Origin of the sequence: Candidatus Villigracilis vicinus (assembly GCF_016702885.1) — a bacterium.
Classification (GTDB): Bacteria; Chloroflexota; Anaerolineae; order Anaerolineales; family Villigracilaceae; genus Villigracilis; species Villigracilis vicinus.
In genome coordinates this window covers 12276-32824 of sequence record NZ_JADJDD010000012.1, presented here as the reverse complement: position 1 = coordinate 32824, position 20549 = coordinate 12276, and the positions used below count along the sequence as shown (strand labels likewise).

The following is a 20549-nucleotide window of genomic DNA, read 5'->3' as shown; positions in this document are numbered from 1 at the left end:
TTTGAGAAATTCCTTTGTGACCCTTTGTAATAGTTCGTGGTTTAATACTCATACATGAAGAGATACCTTTCCGCCATCCTCCTTACCTGCGTTTTTCTTGCGGGCTTGCTCACCTTCAATCGATATGGTGAAAGTTGGGACGACCGCTCGCTGCAAAAATATGCCGAGAAATCCATCAACGCCTACAGCACATTTCCTAAAGAAGGCGTCGTCAGTATAGGACGTGAAGACCTCGGCTTTTATGGACCCTTCTTCGTCATGTTTACCGATTGGGCGTCCAAATCTTTAAGCCCTATTTTGCCATTCACCCTGCCCGACCTCCGTCATCTGATCTATTACCTGACCTATTTCGCAGGTGTGCTCGCCTTTCACTCCATCGCCAACCGCTGGCTTAGCCCTGTTCCGGCACTCGGTGCTACTTTGCTTTTTGCCACCCAGCCTGTCTTTTGGGGGCACGCCTTCATCAACCCCAAAGATACACCCTTCCTTGCGCTCTTTCTTCTTTCTGTATCCTTTGGGATGCAAGCCTTTGACAAGCTCGAAGCATCCCCCACTATTGACCTTTCCCTCCGCTCCAAACGGACTCTCGCGCTTCTCACCATGCTTTGGCTTGTGTCGGTTTTCGGGCTTTTTATTTTCACCCAAGCCATTCATACCTACATCGAAACTCTTGTCATCTCTGCGCAAGCCGGGAATTCCAATGTCCTTTCTTTCATTGCCAAGGACATCTCCGCCGTTCCTGTAGAGACGTACACCCAGCGTTATTTCATCCTGTTTTTGCAATTGCGTACGTATTACTTTTTGCTAATTACTTTGATTCTTTTGATCACTTGGTATGCATTGCATCCAAACCTGCCAAATTACCTGTTCGCTATTCTTCCAGCCGCCCTCCTGCTCGGATTCGCCACCTCCACTCGCATTCTCGGACCCTTTGCAGGTGTCATCGTTACATATTATGCATTCCGTACAAAAGGCAAGCGGGCAATTCCTGTCATTGCCATGTATGCGGTCACTGCTCTCATGGCTGTCTACATCTCCTGGCCCTACTTGTGGATGAACCCCATTCCGCGTTTCTTTGAAAGCTTGAGGGAAATGTCCCTTTACCCGTGGTTGGGCGGTGTGATCTTCAATGGAACACTTTATCAATCAACCGAACTGCCAATTTCCTATTTGCCAACCTTGCTGGCGATCCAGTTGACCGAACCGGTCTGGGTGTTGTCTGTGGTCGGATGGCTGGCGGCAGCTCTCGACAAAGAGAAGAAGCGCACATTGGTGGAAGCGGCGCTGCTATGGTTTGTCCTCCCGTTGTGTGCGTTCATCTTTTTCAAGGTCGCGTTATACGATAACTTCCGTCAGATCCTTTTTATTCTGCCGCCCGTCTTTTTGATGGCAGGTGTTGCGTTCGAAGCGGTTAAGAATGTAAAATGGCAAGCCGCATTGGTCGTAGTGACACTGCTCCCGGCTGTGTTTGGTGTTGCCTCCTTGCGTCCTTATGAATATATGTATTACAACCAATTTGTTGGTGGTGTAAATGGCGCAGCAGACCGTTACGAAACCGATTATTGGGCGACTTCCTATCGCGAGGCGGCGGAATATGTGAATGGTGTGGCTTCGCCAAATGCAAATATCTGGGTCGAAGGACCGGCGCATTTATTCTCGATGTTCGCCCGTGAAGACTTAAAGATATATTCGTCAGGCGAAACGGAACGTGCTGAGAGTTATCAATATGTGGTGACAACGACCCGTTATAACTTTGACGAATCTGTGTATCCTGATGCTGAAACGGTGTATCGTGTTGCACGCGGAAATGCTGTATTGGCTGTGGTCAAAAAGCCCTGAAGGTAAGATGAATATAAATCCCGTAAAAGAGAAATTTAACAAGCAAGATTTTGTAGTACTGTGCGTGTTTCTGATATGCCTGCTTGCAGGGCTGTTCATGTTTAACGACTATGGCGCTAGTTGGGACGAGAACATCATGCAGGTGTATGCTGACCAGTCATTTGAGAATTATGCGCAGTGGTTTAATAAAGGCGAAGTGAAACTTGAACATGAGACCCTGCAGTATTACGGTCCATTCTTCATGATGATGGTTCAAGGCGCTTCCCGCTTTTTGGACACTCTGTCCGAAGCCAATATTGCCGATCTGCGGCATCTGAGCTTTTTCCTAGTGTACTTTGCCAGCGTTGTGGCTTTTTATACAATCGCCCGCCGCTGGTTCGACAGGACCTCTTCTCTTGGCGCGACTTTGCTTTATGCGCTTCAGCCGGTTTTGTGGGGGCACGCATTTATCAACCCCAAAGATGCGCCTTTCATGTCCATGATGGTGATCAGTGTGGCGGCGGGATTCAAGATGGTGGATGTTCTTTATGGTCTGCCTGATATGCCCGTAAACAAGCCGCAGGTATGGGTCCTTTCGTTGTTGTGGCTGTTTTCAGTGTTGCTGTTGTTCCTGTTGACCCCGCTTATTTACAACTGGATCACAAACCTCGTTGTATCGGCGAAGGCAGGGGAAAGCAACCTTGTTTCAATGTTTGCTTCTAAACTGAATCAGGTTCCTGCCAAGGTTTATATTACGCGCTATTTCCTGCTTTTCCTGCGTGCGCGTGTTGTGTACGCATTCCTGTCTTTTGCCGCTTTGCTTTACTTCTGGTATCGAACCCAGCCGATGTTGTTAAAGATATTGGCTGTTGTAATTGTGCCTGCTATCCTGTTGGGGTTTACCACCTCAACGCGTGTCCTTGGTCCGTTTGCGGGGGTGATCGTGGCGTATTATGCCGTTGTGCGGAGTCTCCCGATTCGACTTGCCAGCTGGCGATCTATTTTGGCGGCGTTTGGGATGTATCTTTTTATAGCCCTGACCGCTGCCTACCTGACATGGCCCTTTCTGTGGATGAACCCTGCAGGGAATTTTCTGGCGACCGTGCAAAAAATGTCGGCATTCCCGTGGGCGGGGCAGGTCCTGTTCAATGGCAACCTGTATGCCGCTACTGAAACCCCTTTTGCTTACCTGCCTGTGCTTTTGTTGATCCAGATGACCGAACCGGTCTGGATACTGGCTGTGCTCGGACTTGGATTTGCTTTGTTTGGCAACCGCAAAAAAATAGACCTGGTCATTCTATTCACGCTTTGGTTCTTGCTTCCGTTTCTTGCTTTAACCTTGCGGCATACAACCATCTTTGATAATTTTCGGCATGTTCTTTTTATATTGCCCGCAGTTTTTCTCCTCTCGGGCAGTGTTTTTGAAAAGATCGCTAAGCCCGGTTGGCGTATTGCTTTAATTGTTGTGTGTCTTTTGCCGGGCATTTTTGGTATTATGTCACTGCATCCGTATGAGTATGCATATTACAACCAATTTATTGGCGGGCTTAACGGTGCACAGGGACGTTTTGAATCAGATTACTGGCTGACCTCTTTCCGTGAGGCTGCGGAATATGTCAACGCCAACGCTTCTCCCGACGCCGGGGTCTGGGTCGAAGGACCCGGGCATGTATTTTCTCCGTATGCACGGGCTGACTTGAAGATCAACTCATGGAGTTCCGAAGTGCCTGTGGATCGTTATGAATATGTGGTGGCGTCCTATCGCTTTTTTTCGACTGAAACTGCCCAGCCCAAAGCGCCGGTTATATTTGAGATCGTGCGCGATGATGTGATACTGGCTGTTATAAGAAAACCTTGAAAGAGAAACGATGAACTTACTTGATACCCTTGCTAAAAAGACCCTGGTCGCTGATGGCGCGATGGGCACCATGCTGCATGCGCGTGGAGTCGGCTTTGATAAATGTTTCGACGAACTGAACCTGACCAACCCCGCCGCCGTGGCGGATGTTCACCGCGAATATATCGAAGCGGGCGCAGAATTGGTCATTACCAATACCTTTGGCGCGAATCGTTATAAGTTATCCAAACATGGCTTGCAGGGCGATGTGGCCGAGATCAACGGTGCAGGCGTGGAACTTGCCAAACGTGTGGTTGCTGCATCGTTCAAAGACGTGCTGATCGCAGGCGATGTCGGTCCGCTTGGAGTGAGGATCGCCCCGTATGGGCGAGTCAAGCTCGAGGAGGCGCGTGAAGCGTTTGCCGAGCAGATCAAGTCACTTGCAAATGCAGGCGCTGACCTCATCATCATCGAGACCATGTCTGACCTGTACGAAATTCAAGAGGCGATCCGTGCGGCGAAGGAAAATTCATCCCTGCCCATCATCGCTTCTGTAACTTTCACCCGTGATGACCGCACCCTGCTGGGTGATGACCCAGCCAAAGTGGCGCATCGCCTTGCTGCCTCAGGCGCTGATGTGATCGGTGTCAACTGTTCCGGCGGACCTTCGCAATTACTGCGCATCCTCAAACAAATGCGCCATGCTGAACCGAATGCTAAATTCTGGGTAAAACCGAACGCTGGCTGGCCCGAACAAGTCAGCGGACGTATTATGTATCCTGCCGATGCAGATTACTTCGGCGAATATGCGCTTCAATTCCGTGAAGCCGGTGCGAACATTGTGGGCGGATGTTGCGGTACTACACCTCAGCACATCGCCGCGATGAAGAAGGCACTGGAATCTTCACCGGTCGCGCCCGTTGCTGAAATTTCCCTTTTACCTGAAGATGAGATATCAACCGAGCCTGCCGACCAGCCTACGCAACTGGCGCAACGTCTTGCGGATGGAAAATTTTCCATCTGTGTAGAAATGGATCCTCCGCGCGGACTTTCGACTCATAAACTTCTTGCAGGCGCATCCCTTTTGCATGACTCCGGCGCCGATATTATCAATGTTGCAGACAGCCCCCTGGCGCGCATGCGCATGTCTGCCTGGGCGGTGTGTGATGTGGTGCAGCGAACAGTGGGGGTGGAGACCACCTTGCATTTCCCCACCCGCGGACGAAATCTCCTGCGTGTGCAAGGTGACTTGCTCGCTGCGCATGCCATTGGGCTGCGCAATGTTTTCGTCGTGATGGGTGACCCAACTTCCATCGGTGATTACCCCGAAGCGACCGATAACTATGACCTCGTTCCTTCCGGTCTCATCAAACTTATCAAGCAGGGTTTCAACATGGGTGTGGATCATTCCGGCACGAGTATTGGTCAACCGACCAATTTCTTTGTTGGTGCGGCGCTCAACCTGTGTCCGCAGGATATGGAAACCGAAGTTAAGAACCTGCATCGCAAGATCAAAGCGGGTGCCGATTTCTTCCTTACCCAGCCTATTTATCGTGCCGATGACGGTCCGAAACTTATCGAAGCCTACGAAGCCAAACACGGCAAACTTCATCAACCCATTCTGGCGGGCATTTTGCCGCTGGTCAGTGCGCGTCATGCCAACTTCCTGCATAACGAAGTCCCCGGCATCTCCATTCCAGACGAAGCCCGTACGCGCATCGAAGCCGCTGGGGATGGCGGCGCGAAGGTCGGTGTGGAGCTGGCAGTTGAGTTGATCGAAGGTATCAAAGACTGGGCAAGCGGCATTTACATGATGCCTCAGTTCCACCGCTACGATCAGGCGTCGGAGATCATTGTTGCAGTAAAAGAATAAACCAAGGTGACGGTCACTTCAAAAGTGACCGTCACCTTTATAATCAAGGCATGAGATTCTCCCGTATCCTCTTCAGCGTTTTGACTGGTTTCCTCACCAGCCTTTTTCTGGCTGTGACCTTTTTCCACTTGTCTGATTTTTCTTCGCTGATAGACCGCCTCTTCCTTGTCCTTATCCCAACTCTTGCCTTTGGCATTCTCTACCATCAAAGCTTTCCTGCCATCTCTGCATGGCTGCACCACATTCAATCGCTGTTCTCCGTTTTCTCCCTCTCACTCTCTTTCCTTGTTAGCCTAAACCTCACCTACGGCGCTGTGGGTTTTCTGCACGAGGTCATTGCCGCTCCATTCGGCATGGTCTTGTTCACGGTGGCGCTGATGACAGCAGGTACGACCCTCGGTTATTTTTTGACTCACCGCGCTATTACCTCGTTTCGCGAAGGCTTTCTCAGCAAGCCCTTGAACGTTATCCTTGCTCTTTCAATTCCCGTTCTGTGGATCGCCTTTATATATGCCGCAGCGCAATTCCCCTCCATGTTCAACATGGACTATATCCGCGTCCCGTCTGAATGGATGGCGCTCTTTATTCTCACTGCCCTCCTCTCTGTCATTCCCGCTCTTTTCTTTCTTGATCGTCTTGTTCATCGTTCATCATTCGTCATTGATCACTCTCCCGGTCTTTATGCCGCAGGGATGTTCTTCCTTATCGAACTCATTATTGCCCGCACACTTAATCACCCTGCCCTCGAAAAAAATACCGTCCTCTTCGAAGCCGATGCCGGTCCGTGGATGACCATCCTTGCGAGCCCGGATAGTGCACCGATCAACCGCGCTGTGCATCCGTTGAGCCTTATTCTCGCCCGCCCACTGGTGCGCCTCTTCTCCGGCTGGATGGGGGAACATTACGCCCTCGGCGGCATGCTCGCTGTCTCTGTGATTGCGGCAGCCTGTGTTTTTATGGTCTGGCTCTTCGTCAAACGTGCCACGCACTCAGATACTTATGCCTTTCTTTTTGCGCTATTGCTTGGTTCCACTGCCACACACTTATTATTCGGATCGCTCACTGAGAATTATATTTTTGGTGCGGCGGCATTGATCTTCTTTTTTCTTCTGATTCAATCCAACGAAACCCGCTTCTCTTTTCTTGTCCCTGCGGGCTTGTTTCTTTTTGGTATTACCATCACCAATATTGCACAGGGCGTCATTGCATTATTCTTCAATAGATTTGGTTTCAAACGTCTTGTCCAATATTCATTGCTCGTCTTGTCTCTTGGTGTCTTGTTAACCTCCCTGACAGATATCATTTACCCCAAATTCCAAACGCTTTTCTTCGTCCCGCAGGATATCGCCTTTGAGTTTAATTTTGTCCGCTCCACCGATGGGAATTTATCCGACCCCATGCGCCTGTCTGACCCGGCTTCCATTACTCGCAAGATAAATGTGGTTGCGCGAACGGTCATTCTCTATGGCGCGGTAGGACCGACTGTCATCGAAGCTGTGTCTGAGAAACCACCGTTCCCCACCATCGATATCAAAACCTTCGATGTGCGCGCTGGAAAGCTGGCATCCTATAAAGGGCTGGCTAATTTATCGCTTGCCATGTGGCTGCTGTTGCTGGCAGGCGCTTTCGGTATGTTCGTGAAGAATGCCCGGACCTCTCCACATACTCCGCTGATTCTCGGTCTACTTGGCGCGATCGGATTTAACTTTCTCATGCACCTGTTCTATGGCACTGAGCTTTTCTTGTACACGCCTTATTGGGTATACGCCTTTGTATTATTCATTGCCTTGGCGTTTTCCAGCGTTGCTGAAAATACAAGCTTCCAATGGGGGCTGGCGGTCATCGTGTTGACCCTGATGGTCAATAACTTTAGCTTCATGTTCAACATCTGGCATGCCCTTGCTCCCTTTTACGCGGCAGTTCCCTGAATTGAATGCAAGTTTTGGGTTGGATGCCAATCCGATGCTTATATGTTAAAAGCTAACGCAACCCCCCCCCCCCCCCCCCCCCCCCCCCCCCCCCCCCCCCCTTCCCTGGGGGGGGGGGGGGGGGCCCCCCCCCCCCCCCCCCCCCCCCCCCCCTTCCCCTCTCCTTTTTTTTTTTTTTTCCCCCCCAAAACAAAAACAAACCCCCCCCCCCCCCCCCCCCCCCTCTTTTTTTTTTTTCTCCTTCTCCCCCCCCCCCCCCCCCCCCCCCCTTCTAACCCCCCCCCCCCCCCCCCCTTTTTTTTTTTTTCCGTTATTCGTTTTGTGGCTTTTTATCTGGATTAAGTCGCCGCAGGAACTTTTACAAAGAGAGTTGACCCATGCTTCTTACAATTGATATTGGCAACACCAACCTTACACTTGGTTTGTACGAAGGCGATACGCTTGGCGCGCACTGGCGGCTCTCCACGGATCACAACCGCATGCCCGACGAATATGGTTTGCAGTTCCTGGGGGTGTTGCAAAATGCAGGTAAAACCCTGGCAGATATTCAAGGGGTTTCGCTGGCATCGGTTGTCCCGCCGTTGACCGGGCGGGTCGTGCAGGCGTGTCGTGAGTACCTCAAATTGGAACCGCTCGTGGTGGATGCCGGTATTAAGACAGGTATCAAGATCCGTTATGAAGACCCCAAAGCCGTTGGCGCGGACCGTGTCTGTGATGCGGTGGCGGTGATGAAACTTTACGGGGGACCAGCCTGCGTGGTGGACTTTGGCACCGCGACCACATTTAATGCGATCACCAAAGAAGGTGAATATCTTGGCGGTGCCATCACTGCGGGGATCAACCTTGCTGCCGAAGCGTTATATACCCGCGCGGCAAAATTGCCGCGTATCGACCTTCAAGTGCCGCCTTCGGTCATTGGACGTAATACCGTCCATGCCATGCAGTCCGGGCTATTATTCGGGTATGTGAGCATGGTCGAAGGTATGGTTGCGCGCTTCCGCGCTGAACTTGGCAATGATATGAAAGTCGTTGCCACGGGAGGGTTGGCAGAAGTGGTTGCCAAAGAAACCAAAGTCATTGATATCATCTCTCCCTGGCTCACGCTCGAAGGGCTGCGGATCATCTGGGAGATCAATCGTTCGTAAATTTTCCTTGCCAGGCATGGTCAATAATCGTACCTTTCCGTGACCCATGACAGCCGTCATGGGTCACGGTGATTTAATACATGCTTCAGGGTGGGGAACGATGATTTTACACACTCGTTACACTGGCTTCAATTCCATACAATAAGTGTATAAAAATATTCAGGAGAATTTCATGAAGAAGACATCCCTTTTGACCTTGTTTGCGATTGCATGTATTGCTTTGGCAGCCTGCAACGCGCCTCTTGCCACCGCCGCAAGCGGACCTGCCCCCTCTACCGATTCTCAACCGGCAGCCACGGATGCCGCTCAAGCAACGTCCGGGCAGACCGTAGCGACTGTGCCCGATGGCTCACTGACGTATCCCATTGTGGATACGGCGCAGACTTACTGTTACGATAATTCAGCATTAATTGCCTGTCCGCAAAGCGGAGGAAACTTTGCCGGACAAGACGGAAATTATCAAGGCTATGCACCCAAGTATCAGGATAATGGGGATGGTACCGTGACTGACCTGGCGACCGGCTTGATGTGGTCTCAGTCGCCTGATTTCAACAGCGATGGCACGATCAACTCCAGCGATAAGATGACCTTTGCGAACGCCATGAGCAGCGCAGATTCTTCCACTCTGGCAGGCTTTGACGATTGGCGTTTGCCGACCATCAAAGAACTATATTCTCTCGTATTGTTCGACGGCACGGATGTGAGCAATTGTATGAATTCCTCTTCCTGCTTTGCAACCCCATTCGTGGATACGACCTACTTTGGCTTTGGTTATGGCGATACGGCTGCGGGTGAACGTGTGATCGATGCGCAGTTCTGGTCGAGCACACAGTATGTCAGCACCACCATGGGTGGCAGTGCCACGGCATTTGGTTATAACTTTGCCGATGGACGTATCAAGGGTTATCCTATTTCCAGTCCGCGCGGTGAAACGCTGCAATACGTCCGCTATGTGCGCGGCAGTTCAAGTTACGGCATCAATGCTTTTGTTGATAATGGCAATGGCACCATCACCGACAATGCCACTGGTCTGACCTGGATGCAGGCAGATAGCGGTGCAGGCATGAACTGGGGCGATGCCTTGAATTATTGTGAAGGTTCCACCGCCAGCGGCTTCGACGATTGGCGTCTGCCTAGCGCGAAGGAATTACAGAGCCTTCTCGATTATTCACGTTCTCCCGCCACCACTGGAACAGCGGCGATCGATCCCATCTTCCAGACCTCGACCATCACTGCTGAAGGCGGCGCGGCGGATTATCCCTTCTATTGGACAAGTACAACACACGCCTCTTCGAATGGCAGCAGCGACTTTGCAGTCTACATTTCGTTCGGTACCGCGTATGGATATATGACCGGTCCAAATGGCGGATCAGCTCAATTGATGGATGTACACGGAGCGGGCGCTCAACGCAGTGACCCAAAATCAGGTGACGCTTCGCAATATCCTGAAGGGCATGGTCCTCAAGGTGACGTGGTGCGCGTCAATAATTATGTGCGCTGTGTGCGCGGCGGGGATGTGAGCTACACCTCCGGGAATGGAACGCTCACTCCGCGCCCGAGCATGGATATTTCTTCCAGCAGCAGCGGCGGACAGCCTCAAGCTGGGCAAACGCCTGCTGGTCAGAATCAACCCTCGGGTCAGGCTGGAGGCGCACAAGCTGGGCAGGGGCAGCAGCCCCCTCAGGAGGCCATCACCGCATGCAGCGGCTTGTCCAGTGGCTCATCCTGCTCTATGACCACCCCAAATGGAACAGTGACTGGCACCTGTGGAACTCCGCCGAATGCAACCCAATTGGCATGTATGCCCGCCGGTGGACCGCCCGCTGGACCGTAGATCTTTCAATAAAAATGGACTGGCATATGCCAGTCCATTTTTATTTACCCATGACGCCCGTCATGGGTGTTTATGTCAATCTGCATGTGTAGGCAGCCTGGATGGTGACGGCAGACACTCTCTGAAATCCCTTCCTGCCTATAAAATAAACTCAAGATCGAACGTAAGGAGTTGATATTGAAAAATAAAAAAACGAAACAAATTTGCTGGATGGACGACCTTGTGTCGTAATAATGATGAAACTAAAAAGGAGTTAACATGAAAAACAAAAAGACTTTATTTATAACCTGCGTTGCCCTGTTCGCAGTTTTACTGAGCGCCTGTGCCGGAGCCGTAAGCGAAACCACTGCACAGACAGGAGCGGTGCAGACTGAGCCGAATGCAGTGGAAGTTTCTGCGGCAGGGAGCAATGCCAATCAGATCGTCTCTGATGGACCTGCCCAGAATGGACGCGGCGAACGCGATCTGACCGCTGCTGCTGAGGCGCTGGGCGTCACTGTGGAAGAACTTCAGGCTGCTTTACAAGCTGCGATCCCTGCCGATTGTACCGGCGGCTCAACGGATCAGAATGCTCAGCCGGGCGAAAATACAAAGTGCCGTCCTGACATGACCGTTGTGGCAGAAACTCTGGGCGTAACCGCAGAAGAACTGCAATCTGCATTGGGCATGGGCGGGCGTGGTGAACGCGACCTGACCGCCGCTGCGGAAGCCCTCGGCGTGACCGTGGAAGAACTGCAACAGGCATTCACCGATGCGAAACCTGCCGAGTGTGCCGCAACCGATGGGACACAACCTGCTCAAGGCACAGATTGTCGTCCTGATATCGAAGCTGTAGCCACTGCGTTGGGCGTGACGGTGGAAGAACTTCAATCTGCCCTGGGAGATCGTGGCGGGAATAGATTGGCTGCTGCCGCTGAAACCCTCGGTGTGACCGAAGAGGAATTGCAGCAGGCATTGCAGGATGCGAAACCCGCTGAATGTGCGACCGCTGAAGAAGGACAGCCTAAGGATCCGAACTGCCGAGCCGACCTTGAAACTGCAGCTACAACTCTGGGCGTCACTACAGAAGAACTTCAACAGGCGCTGGGCAAGCCGGAAGGTGGACCTGGCGGACCAAATGGACAGAACAGTGGAGCCGGTGGACAAAATGGTGGACCGGGCGGGCAAAACGGCGGTCAGCCTCCTGCTGGTGCACCTTCCCAACCGTAGCGTGATCTGAATTAAAGAGGAGCCCCATGACAACCGTCATGGGGCTTTGTGTTTTATGCATGCTTTATGCAGGCGAGTGATGATTTTACACACTCATTACATGTCGTTCACATCCATACAATACGAATAGGAATTCCAAAATCATAAACACAAAGGAGTGTGACGATGAAAAAAGTAACTAGAGCTTTATTGATAGTCATAAGCGTGATCGCAACAGGTTGTCAGTCGGTTCTGCCGGAACGGGTGGACACTTCAACACAAAGCCCGGATTATGAAATCTCTGCAAGCGGGCAGGATACGACAAGCCTGGAGATTATGCCGCTGGATGGCAAAGGCAATAATATTGCCAACCCTGATTGGGGAAGTGTAAACCAGAATTTACTGCGCCTTTCTCCTGCAGATTATGGTGACGGGATTAGCAGCCCTGCCGGGGCGAACCGCCCCAGCCCGCGTGTGGTGAGCAATGCTTTCTCAGTTAGCCCGGAAGAAGGGATAGTCAATGATCGTGATTTCACTGCATTCGTTTATGCCTGGGGACAGTTCCTCGACCATGATATTGACCTTACCGGTTCCGCCGATCCGAAAGAAATGCAGCCGGTGTTGGTCCCTTCGGGTGACCAGTGGTTCGACCCTGCGGAACCGGTTCGATGGAGATCTCATTTTCACGCTCACAATATGATCCCGCCACTGGGACAGATACCCCGCGTGAGCAGATCAATGCGATCACAGCGTTCGTGGATGGGTCTCAAGTCTATGGCGTGGATGCCGAGCGTGCTGCTGCCTTGCGCGAGTTTGTGGGCGGGCGCATGAAGATGAGCGAAGGCGACCTGATGCCGATCAATACGGAGGGGTTTGCAAATGCCAACGATGCCCACCGTGTAGACGATTCTCAATTATTCCTGGCGGGTGATGTGCGTGCAAATGAAAACCCCGAGTTGATGTCTTTGCATATCCTCTTTCTACGCGAGCATAACCGTATTGCGGCAGAAGCAGCGCAACAGCACCCGGATTGGACCGATGAAGAACTCTACCAGTATGCCCGCCGCATTGTGATTGCCGAGCTTCAAAAGATCACTTACGAAGAATTCCTGCCCGCCATTCTGGGTGAGAATGCCATGCCCGATTATCGCGGCTATCAGGCGGATGTGAACCCCGGCATTGCCACCGAATTTTCCACGGCAGCATTTCGTGTGGGGCATAGCATGTTGGGGGATGATATTGAGTTTTTGGATAACGAAGGCGAAGAAAACTTTGATGCAATGCTGTTACGCGATGCCTTCTTTAACCCGACCATGCTTGACGAAACGGATATTGACCCGCTCTTGAAATATCTCGCCTCAGATAACGCCCAGGAGATCGATACCATTGTTGTAGATGATGTTCGTAACTTCCTGTTCGGGGAGCCGGGGCAGGGTGGTTTTGATCTGGCATCGTTGAACATTCAACGCGGTAGAGACCATGGCATTGCAGACTACAATACCGTACGTGAAGCCTATGGGCTGGAGCGAGTGACCAGTTTTGAGCAGATCACTTCGGACAAGAAACTGCAGGCTTCCCTTGCTGCCACCTATGGCAGCGTGGATAACATTGACCTGTGGATCGGCGGTCTGGCTGAAGACCATGTACCCGGATCCAGCATGGGCGAGACCTTTACCGCCATCATTGTGGACCAATTCGTCCGCTTGCGCGATGGGGACCGCTTCTGGTATCAATCTGCTTTGCCGAATCGCCTGGTCAAGGAGATCGAAAGCACCAGTCTGGCAGATGTGATCCGTCGCAATACCGGGTTGACCAAATTACAAGCGGATGTTTTCTTCTTCAATACATCCACAGTGATGATCGATTCGGCGATCCAGCCAACGGCGGTACCTCAAGAGCAGAACGCTCAGGGTAATGGTAATGGAAATGGAAACGGCAATCGTGGTGATGGAAATGGACGCCATGAACCACCGCAAGCCGCTTTGGATGCCTGCGCCGCCCTGCAAGCGAATGACGCCTGCTCGTTTAGTGGAAGAAATAACAATACCGTCAACGGGACGTGTGAAACCCCGCGGAATTCAAGTCAGTTGGTGTGTGAACCTGCTGGCGGACGACCATAGCTAAGTTCAAGGGCTCTATCGAGGGATTATCCCTCGATAGAGCCAAATATATTTCGTCTCAAAAAGGAAATGGATTCATGAATAGCAAATTGCTTTTATCTTTGTCTTTAATTGTCCTTTCGGCATTGACAGCCTGCCAGCCGCCTGCTCCGATTACAGAGTCTGCACCTGTTTCGACTGCACCTCAGGAACAACCTCAGGTGCAGCCCACAGATATTGCAGCTTCAACAGCCGAAGTACAGGTCAAAGCTGAGGTGTGGGCAGATAATTGGTTCGCTTTTTACCTGGCAGATCAGCTCATTAAAGAAGATTCAGTTCCGATCACGACCGAGCGCTCGTTCAACTCTGAAACGTTCACATTCACTGCGTCCTATCCCATGACCTTGAACTTTATCGCCAAAGATTTCAAGCAAGATGATACCGGTTTGGAATATATCGGTTCGAACCGCCAGCAAATGGGGGATGGCGGGCTGATCGCGCAATTTACCAATGCGCAAACCGGCGAATTAATCGCCGTCACCAACGTAGACTGGGTCTGTACGGTCATCCATGAAGCGCCGTTGGATAAATCCTGCGAGCGTGAACGTAACCCGGTGGCAGGCAGCATGCCCTGCGGCTTCACATCACTGGAAGAGCCTGCCGGTTGGATGACAGCCGCTTTCGATTCATCTTCATGGGATCATGCTTCGATCTATTCGGCAGCAGAGGTGAGCCCAAAAGATGGGTATGAGCAAATTTCATGGGATTCATCCGCGCAGTTCATTTGGGGACCCGATCTCGAAACGGATAACACCATCCTTTGTAAATTGACGGTGACCCAATGAAACAGAAAATTCTTGCGTTGTTACTAATACCTGTTTTGATTTTGGGTTGTGGCTTTGCGCCTGGCAATCCACCTCCAACCCCGGCAAACGCAGTGGTTGCGAATACTGAAATCGTTCCAGTATCTTCCGATGGCATCTTCACACTTGCCAGCCCGGAGGTAACAGAAGGCGGTGCGCTTCCCAAAGAATTCACCTGCGATGGCGCGAGTGCCACCCTGCCGCTTTCATGGAGTGGTGTTCCTGAAGGCACAAAGAGTTTTGCAGTTGTCATGCATCACATTCCGGGTCCCGATGACTCGCATTGGTATTGGGTCTTATATAACATCCCAGCCAATGTGACCAAGCTCGAAAAGAATACCAGCGGTATCGGCACGCTTGGTAACAACAGTGTGAACGGTGAAACCAAATATGCTCCACCTTGTTCCAAAGGACCCGGCGAAAAATTGTATACCTATACTATCTATGCTCTTTCTGCCGAACCGACTTTTTCCGTGCCTGCTTCTGAGGTTAGCCGGGATGTTTTGCTGGATGCCATCAAAGATATCACGCTTGCCAGTGCCACATTGAACGTAACCTACACGAGATAAACCATGTCCATTACACGACGCGACTTTCTACGCCTCTCTGCCTACGGATTCGGATCTGCATTCCTTGCTGCCTGCGGATACCGTCCCGGCGACACTCCCACGCCTCTCAATCCAACGGCGATGCCTGCTCTTTCACCCACGGTGGTCACCCAAGCCTTGAGCGAACTCGGCTTCGAAGCCTTTGCCCACCGTGTCGCTGTTCATCAGGATGGTCAATATCTTTATGTTGAATCCAATGGCATTCCCGACCACAATATGATGGTAGGTATCACCAGTTGGCAGCAGCAGGTGCCTTTGCCGCAACCCTATACCGGCAACAATGCCTGGAAGATCCCTCTCCATCCAGTCATTGCCGAGAATCCGGTTTCCGCGAAGACCAGTTTATATCGTGGAGCCATTGCGATTGCGGTGAACGGCGTACCCATCTTTAATGCGCTGAACAACCGCGGCGATGACGCCTATCTTTACGGCGAATTAGATCAATGGGGCGGTCACTCCGGGCGCGCGGACGATTATCACTATCACATTGCCCCATTGCATTTGTCTGAGATCGTTGGAGTGGATAAACCCATTGCCTACGCCCTCGATGGTTTCCCCATTTATGGTCTTACCGAGGTGGATGGTTCCGCTGTTATCGGCTTGGACGAATTCAACGGTCACTATAGCGCGGATGGCACCTATCACTATCACGGCACAACCACCTATCCTTATATCAACGGTGGGATGCGAGGTGTGGTCACAGTGCAGGGAGATCAGATCGAGCCGCAGCCACACACTACCCCGATCCGCGAAGCATTGCAGCCTTTACGCGGGGCGACCATTACGAATTTCACCGAACTGGATTCCACGCATTACTCATTGGAATATCAACTCAACGGGCAGAAATATTATGTCAACTACGGTGTGGATGGGCATGACTATACGTTCGAGTTTGTGGATGCGCAGGGTGTAAAAACAGTGGAGACCTATCATTCTCATGAATAAAAAAAGCCGCCAGAGATTTTCTCTGGCGGCTTTTTTAACTTCGATCAGCCGTTCGCAACAGGATGACCCCAAGTAATAGCAGTAAACTGCCGCCAAACTGCACGCCTGTCATCAACTCACTGAGGAACATGTACGACCAAACTGCCGTAAAGACCGGCTCCAATGTGGCGACCAGATTGGAGATCGTCGGTGAGAGATAACGGATGCTCAAGGTATACAGACCAAATCCGCCAAGGGTGGGGGCAACGCCAAGGAAGAATAACAAGCCCCAACCGGGTAGAGAATTGCCCAGCCACATCAAGTTCGAGAGTGCGGGCTGCCTGGTAATGAACAAGTCACTGCCGAGGTTGAAGAAGAATAAAAAGAATGTGGCGGATGCGAAACTATAAAGCAATGCCGTCCATGAGTCGATGTCCCGGTCTCCGGCGGCTTTGCCTTGCAGGTTGTAGACGGCGAACAGCAAACCGGTCAGCAAGCCGAAGATAATCCCGAGCGGATTTAACTTCCATGCGGCGGGGTCGGCGGCGCCAGCCACCAAAATCGTGCCGATAAAACTCAACGCGATGGAAATGATCTTGACGCTGTTGAAACGTTCTTTGAAGATGAGATAACTCAGCACAGCCGTCATTGCGGGCGAAGAAAAAGCTAACACCGTGGCAACTGCCGCCCCGTTGTATTGAACCGAAAATGTCCACATCGAATTGAAGACTGCCAGTGAAAATCCATACAAGACCATAAAGCCCCAGTGCTGGCGATCCAGTGCGAACAATTTGCGGCTGAAGACCAGCAACCCCACTACCATGCCGAAGGCTACGAACAAGTCCCGCCAGAAGGCAAGCACCAGCGAGGGCAACGAATAGGTTTTGCTCAAATAACTAATCAGCGGACCGGTCGTAGACCAGATGATGGTGGCAGTGAGTGCAATGATAAAGCCGCGAGAAGAAGTGGATTTCTGCATGAGTCTCCTTAAATAAGTGACAGTCACCTTGGAGGTGACTGTCACTTGGTAAGTGTGCCCCCACGGGAATTCGAATCCCGGTTTAGGCCTTGAGAGGGCCTCGTCCTGGGCCACTAGACGATGGGGGCTAGAGCGGGCGAGATTGTATCACCCGCGTTTTGAATCGTCAACGAAAACGTGAATTTCCTTCGGTCCATGCACGCCGATGGTCAGTGTCATTTCGATATCAGCCGTGCGTGAGGGTCCGGTGATGAAAACGGCGTTCTTTCCCTTGGCCATTTCAATGGCATCAGGCAAGGAGGGTAGGATATTTTCCGATTCCAAAACAGTGAGATGAATTTCTGGAAGCAGCGACCCAAGCAGCTCATCATCCGCCTCCAAAACGGACCCGGTATCTGCCAGCCCCACCCAAGCCTTCGTCACACCGATGGTGAGAGTCGGGTCGGGGTTATGGGTGAAGTCAATGCCTGCCTGGCGCAAAAGGGATTCATTGAGCACGTTTGGTTGCAGATAGATTTTTGTAACGCTCTTCGACAGTAGATATTCGATAATCGATTGGGTTGGATTACTTGTTTGATATACATTACCGGAGAGGGCGGTGAGTTCGGTGGTGAAGCGAGTAAGGCGGGAATCGGGAATTGATACATCGTGGATTGGTTCGGGTGTATTCCCATTTTGGGAAACAGTTTGCGGGAGGGTCCTTCCGATTCCCAACTCCCGATTCCCTTTCCACCGACTCCGAAACGTCTTTCCAGCAAATCTCGGCAGGTCTTTGCTGTAACCCCAACCCGTAAATGCGGGCAGACGCATCCACTGCGAGCGGGGGGAGAGGAGATGTGTTCCCAGTGAAGCGAATTTTTGAGAGAGGGCAAACAGTTTTGGCTGAGTCGCGAGGCGGGCGTATATCTTCAAGAAAAATCTAGTAGACCCGGTCAAGCCTGCTCCATCTTTCTTCTTTCCTCTTTCTTCGTCAGCTTGTCCTGCACGTACGCGTGTCAACAACTTCGGCAGGTCAATATCCACCAAACAAACTTCTTTGCATGCACCGCAAAGCGACGAGGCTTGTGCAAGTTGAAAATAATTCTCGCCGAACAACCCCGGCGAAATGACCGAGCCGATCGGACCGGGATACGGCGCAATGGCGAGGTCGCGTCCGATGTAGGCATGCCCGCTCAGTTCGCGGAAAACGGGGCAGGCGTTGAGGCACGCACCGCAGCGAATGCAGTACAGCGATTCTTTTAGCGGCGAGTTGCGGACGCGTGAACGTCCATTATCAAGGATGATGAGGTGACGGGTTTGTCCCGGCATGGGTTTGTGGATGAGTTGAGTATAGACCGTGAGCTTTTGCCCGGTGGCAGAACGCGGCAGGAGTGAGAGCAGGAGCGAGAGATCGTCGAGGTTGGGTGCAAGGCGTTCCATACCCATTAATGCGATATGCGTTTTTGGAATGGTCGTGACCATACGTCCGTTGCCTTCGTTGGTGACGAGGCAAATGCCGCCGGTCTCTGCGACTCCAAAGTTGACTCCGCTGATGCCGATATCGGCAGTAAGGAAGACTTCGCGTAATACGTTTCGCGCGGTAGCCGTAAGTGTTGGGATATCTTCGGTGTAGGGGATGCCAAGCTTTTCATGGAAGAGCTGTGCAACCTGTTCCTTCTTAAGATGCGCTGCCGGAGTGATGATGTGACTCGGCTTTTCTTTGCGCAACTGAATGATGTATTCGCCCAAGTCGGTTTCGACTACGTTGATGCCGTGCTTTTCAAGTGCGTGATTGAGTTCGATCTCTTCGCTGACCATGCTTTTGGATTTGGCGATGAGGGTGTTGGGTAATTGGTGATTGGTAATTGATTTTGAAATTTTTAAGACGATTTCGATGGCTTCTTTTGCATCCCTGGCGCGGTGAACAATGATGCCATTGGCTTGGGCGTTGGCAACGAATTGATCCAAATACTCATCGAGATGATCGATCACATCTGCACGGATGCGATGAGCGCGTTGACGTCTCTCGCGCCAATCGGGAATGGATTCAAAGGCTAAAGCTTTGCCTCGCAGACGGCGCTCGGTATTGTTATCTAATGCGGTTTGGAGAGTTTCGTTTTGAATGGATTTTCGGATGCGTTGGCGAAAGGAGAATGTGCTCATCTTTGTTTAACTCTTTATCTCTGGTTTAAAACTTCGGCAATATGAACAACGCGTTGGTTCTTTCCTTGCCGTTTCAACCCGCCCATGATGTGCATCAAACAGCCCGCATCAGTGACGACAAGTGTGGAAGCTTGTGTCGCTTCGAGATTGGATATCTTGCGCTTCAGCCACTCCGCCGAGAGTTCGGGGTGCTCTATAGACATCACGCCGCCGAAGCCGCAGCATTCCTGAGCATTGGGGAGTTCTACCAGGGTTGCGCTTTTGACGTTTTGTAGCAACAGGCGTGGTTGTCTGTCCACATCCAGTCCGCGCAGGGTGTGGCAGGATGGATGATAGGTGAGCACGCCGTTCCAGGTTGCGCCAAGATCGGTGACGTTGAGCTTGTCTACTAAATATTCAGTGAATTCAAAGACCCGCCTGCCAAACCTCTCTGCCCGCGGATACCATTCAGCGTCTCCCTCAAAAAGTTCCAAGAGATTGTGTCTGAAATGATGGGCACATGAGCCGGAGGGGGTGACGATATCCTCTTGAGTTTTCTCGAATAACTTGATCGTATGTTCCGCGATTGCCCTTGCATCGTTGCGTAAGCCAGCGTTGAATTGCGGTTGCCCGCAGCAGGTTTGGTCGGGGGCAAAGTCCACGTTGATGCCGAGGCGGGAGAGAATGTTTACAACAGCTTCACCCGTTTCGGGAAAGAATGAATCGGTGAGGCAGGTGATGAATAGTTGAACGGTGGGCATGGTCAGATTATACGACCAATAAAAAAGCCCCACAGGTTTATATTCTGCGGGGCTTTTAGAGGGAATATTTAATGGGTTATTTGCCGTACCACATGCGGGACAGAATATTGTCCTTCAAGATGAACTGGTGATACAAGGCTGCGCCCACATGCAGGAAGATAAGCGCCATGGCAAGTAACCAGCCCAGGTGGTGGATGGCTCCAACAAAACCGGCACGCGAAACCTGGGCAGTGCTATCCATCATGTAGGCGAATAAGTTGCGGTTATATGCGATCAACCCGCCCATGCCAAGAATGAAAAATGCAATTCCGTATAGACCGATGTGGGTAAGTTCCCCGACCTTGTTGAAGAAGGCATTACCGGCATCCAGTGGGGCGGGGCGTGCGGTCGTGAAACGGGTGATCAAGCGCACGATCATGATGACGAGAAGTATTACGCCGAAGATCATGTGGAAGTTGATGGGTGAGTCGCCGCCAGCTTCCGAGAGAAGTCCGGCGCCGAACATGACGATCAGGGTCAGCCAGTGCAGTGTGACGAGAATGGGGTTGTATCGCTTTGGGGTATTCATTTA

General features: G+C 51.6%; 15 protein-coding genes, 1 tRNA gene and 1 pseudogene. 12 read left to right on the top strand and 5 right to left on the bottom strand.

Annotation, left to right across the window (positions count from 1 at the left end; translation table 11 throughout):
* Positions 1 to 54 precede the first annotated feature (54 nt).
* The 12 genes and pseudogenes from IPG80_RS11690 to IPG80_RS11635 all read left to right on the top strand — a co-directional run bounded on the left by IPG80_RS11690 (position 55) and on the right by IPG80_RS11635 (position 16138).
* Entirely contained in the window at positions 55 to 1839 is a 1785-nt protein-coding gene (locus IPG80_RS11690; RefSeq protein WP_345106800.1) for a hypothetical protein, read from the top strand.
* A gap of 97 nt (positions 1840 to 1936) precedes the next feature.
* The gene (locus IPG80_RS11685; protein ID WP_345106797.1) at positions 1937 to 3676 is read left to right on the top strand and encodes a hypothetical protein; all 1740 of its coding nucleotides are present in this window, start codon (positions 1937 to 1939) and stop codon (positions 3674 to 3676) included.
* A 10-nt stretch (positions 3677 to 3686) separates the two neighbouring features.
* Entirely contained in the window at positions 3687 to 5528 is a 1842-nt protein-coding gene (locus tag IPG80_RS11680; protein WP_345106794.1) for a bifunctional homocysteine S-methyltransferase/methylenetetrahydrofolate reductase, read from the top strand.
* Positions 5529 to 5578: 50 nt separating this feature from the next.
* Positions 5579 to 7456 (top strand): hypothetical protein, encoded by a 1878-nt coding sequence (locus IPG80_RS11675; protein ID WP_345106792.1) that lies wholly within the window; start codon positions 5579 to 5581, stop codon positions 7454 to 7456.
* A gap of 377 nt (positions 7457 to 7833) precedes the next feature.
* Positions 7834 to 8601, top strand: a complete 768-nt coding sequence (locus tag IPG80_RS11670) for a type III pantothenate kinase (protein WP_345106790.1) — start codon at positions 7834 to 7836, stop codon at positions 8599 to 8601.
* A gap of 172 nt (positions 8602 to 8773) precedes the next feature.
* A complete protein-coding gene (locus IPG80_RS11665) occupies positions 8774 to 10435 on the top strand; it encodes a DUF1566 domain-containing protein (RefSeq protein WP_345106788.1) in 1662 nt (553 codons plus the stop codon).
* 258 nt (positions 10436 to 10693) lie between these two features.
* Positions 10694 to 11644, top strand: a complete 951-nt coding sequence (locus tag IPG80_RS11660) for a hypothetical protein (RefSeq protein WP_345106785.1) — start codon at positions 10694 to 10696, stop codon at positions 11642 to 11644.
* Positions 11645 to 11809: 165 nt separating this feature from the next.
* Positions 11810 to 12217: pseudogene (locus IPG80_RS11655) on the top strand (peroxidase family protein); the annotation flags it as partial.
* A 74-nt stretch (positions 12218 to 12291) separates the two neighbouring features.
* The gene (locus tag IPG80_RS11650) at positions 12292 to 13743 is read left to right on the top strand and encodes a peroxidase family protein (protein WP_345106782.1); all 1452 of its coding nucleotides are present in this window, start codon (positions 12292 to 12294) and stop codon (positions 13741 to 13743) included.
* 77 nt (positions 13744 to 13820) lie between these two features.
* A complete protein-coding gene (locus tag IPG80_RS11645) occupies positions 13821 to 14567 on the top strand; it encodes a PEBP family protein (RefSeq protein WP_345106779.1) in 747 nt (248 codons plus the stop codon).
* Complete coding sequence (locus tag IPG80_RS11640) at positions 14564 to 15154, top strand: YbhB/YbcL family Raf kinase inhibitor-like protein (protein WP_345106776.1); 591 nt, start codon at positions 14564 to 14566, stop codon at positions 15152 to 15154. The genes IPG80_RS11645 and IPG80_RS11640 overlap by 4 nt, the downstream gene beginning before the upstream one ends.
* Before the next feature lie 3 nt (positions 15155 to 15157).
* Positions 15158 to 16138, top strand: a complete 981-nt coding sequence (locus IPG80_RS11635; RefSeq protein ID WP_345106773.1) for a YHYH protein — start codon at positions 15158 to 15160, stop codon at positions 16136 to 16138.
* 34 nt (positions 16139 to 16172) lie between these two features.
* On the opposite strand, the gene IPG80_RS11630 is transcribed toward IPG80_RS11635, so the two are convergent.
* The 5 genes from IPG80_RS11630 to IPG80_RS11610 all read right to left on the bottom strand — a co-directional run bounded on the left by IPG80_RS11630 (position 16173) and on the right by IPG80_RS11610 (position 20546).
* Positions 16173 to 17096, bottom strand: a complete 924-nt coding sequence (locus tag IPG80_RS11630; RefSeq protein WP_345106770.1) for a DMT family transporter — start codon at positions 17094 to 17096, stop codon at positions 16173 to 16175.
* Positions 17097 to 17151: 55 nt separating this feature from the next.
* Positions 17152 to 17224: transfer RNA gene (locus IPG80_RS11625), tRNA-Glu, on the bottom strand.
* Between the two features lie 19 nt (positions 17225 to 17243).
* Entirely contained in the window at positions 17244 to 19238 is a 1995-nt protein-coding gene (locus IPG80_RS11620; RefSeq protein WP_345106767.1) for an LUD domain-containing protein, read from the bottom strand.
* Between the two features lie 14 nt (positions 19239 to 19252).
* Positions 19253 to 19978, bottom strand: coding sequence for a (Fe-S)-binding protein (locus tag IPG80_RS11615; RefSeq protein WP_345106764.1), 726 nt, complete (start codon positions 19976 to 19978; stop codon positions 19253 to 19255).
* 76 nt (positions 19979 to 20054) lie between these two features.
* Positions 20055 to 20546: a cytochrome b/b6 domain-containing protein gene (locus IPG80_RS11610; RefSeq protein WP_345106761.1), complete on the bottom strand. Its 492-nt coding sequence runs from the start codon at positions 20544 to 20546 to the stop codon at positions 20055 to 20057.
* Positions 20547 to 20549: the final 3 nt, after the last annotated feature.

Bases quoted from the DNA above. Each gene is read 5' to 3' on its own strand.
- IPG80_RS11690 (WP_345106800.1), top strand. From the start codon at position 55: ATGAAGAGATACCTTTCCGCCATCCTCCTTACCTGCGTTTTTCTTGCG.
- IPG80_RS11685 (WP_345106797.1), top strand. From the start codon at position 1,937: ATGTTTAACGACTATGGCGCTAGTTGGGACGAGAACATCATGCAGGTG.
- IPG80_RS11680 (WP_345106794.1), top strand. From the start codon at position 3,687: ATGAACTTACTTGATACCCTTGCTAAAAAGACCCTGGTCGCTGATGGC.
- IPG80_RS11675 (WP_345106792.1), top strand. From the start codon at position 5,579: ATGAGATTCTCCCGTATCCTCTTCAGCGTTTTGACTGGTTTCCTCACC.
- IPG80_RS11670 (WP_345106790.1), top strand. From the start codon at position 7,834: ATGCTTCTTACAATTGATATTGGCAACACCAACCTTACACTTGGTTTG.
- IPG80_RS11665 (WP_345106788.1), top strand. From the start codon at position 8,774: ATGAAGAAGACATCCCTTTTGACCTTGTTTGCGATTGCATGTATTGCT.
- IPG80_RS11660 (WP_345106785.1), top strand. From the start codon at position 10,694: ATGAAAAACAAAAAGACTTTATTTATAACCTGCGTTGCCCTGTTCGCA.
- IPG80_RS11650 (WP_345106782.1), top strand. From the start codon at position 12,292: ATGGAGATCTCATTTTCACGCTCACAATATGATCCCGCCACTGGGACA.
- IPG80_RS11645 (WP_345106779.1), top strand. From the start codon at position 13,821: ATGAATAGCAAATTGCTTTTATCTTTGTCTTTAATTGTCCTTTCGGCA.
- IPG80_RS11640 (WP_345106776.1), top strand. From the start codon at position 14,564: ATGAAACAGAAAATTCTTGCGTTGTTACTAATACCTGTTTTGATTTTG.
- IPG80_RS11635 (WP_345106773.1), top strand. From the start codon at position 15,158: ATGTCCATTACACGACGCGACTTTCTACGCCTCTCTGCCTACGGATTC.
- IPG80_RS11630 (WP_345106770.1), bottom strand. From the start codon at position 17,096: ATGCAGAAATCCACTTCTTCTCGCGGCTTTATCATTGCACTCACTGCC.
- IPG80_RS11620 (WP_345106767.1), bottom strand. From the start codon at position 19,238: ATGAGCACATTCTCCTTTCGCCAACGCATCCGAAAATCCATTCAAAAC.
- IPG80_RS11615 (WP_345106764.1), bottom strand. From the start codon at position 19,978: ATGCCCACCGTTCAACTATTCATCACCTGCCTCACCGATTCATTCTTT.
- IPG80_RS11610 (WP_345106761.1), bottom strand. From the start codon at position 20,546: ATGAATACCCCAAAGCGATACAACCCCATTCTCGTCACACTGCACTGG.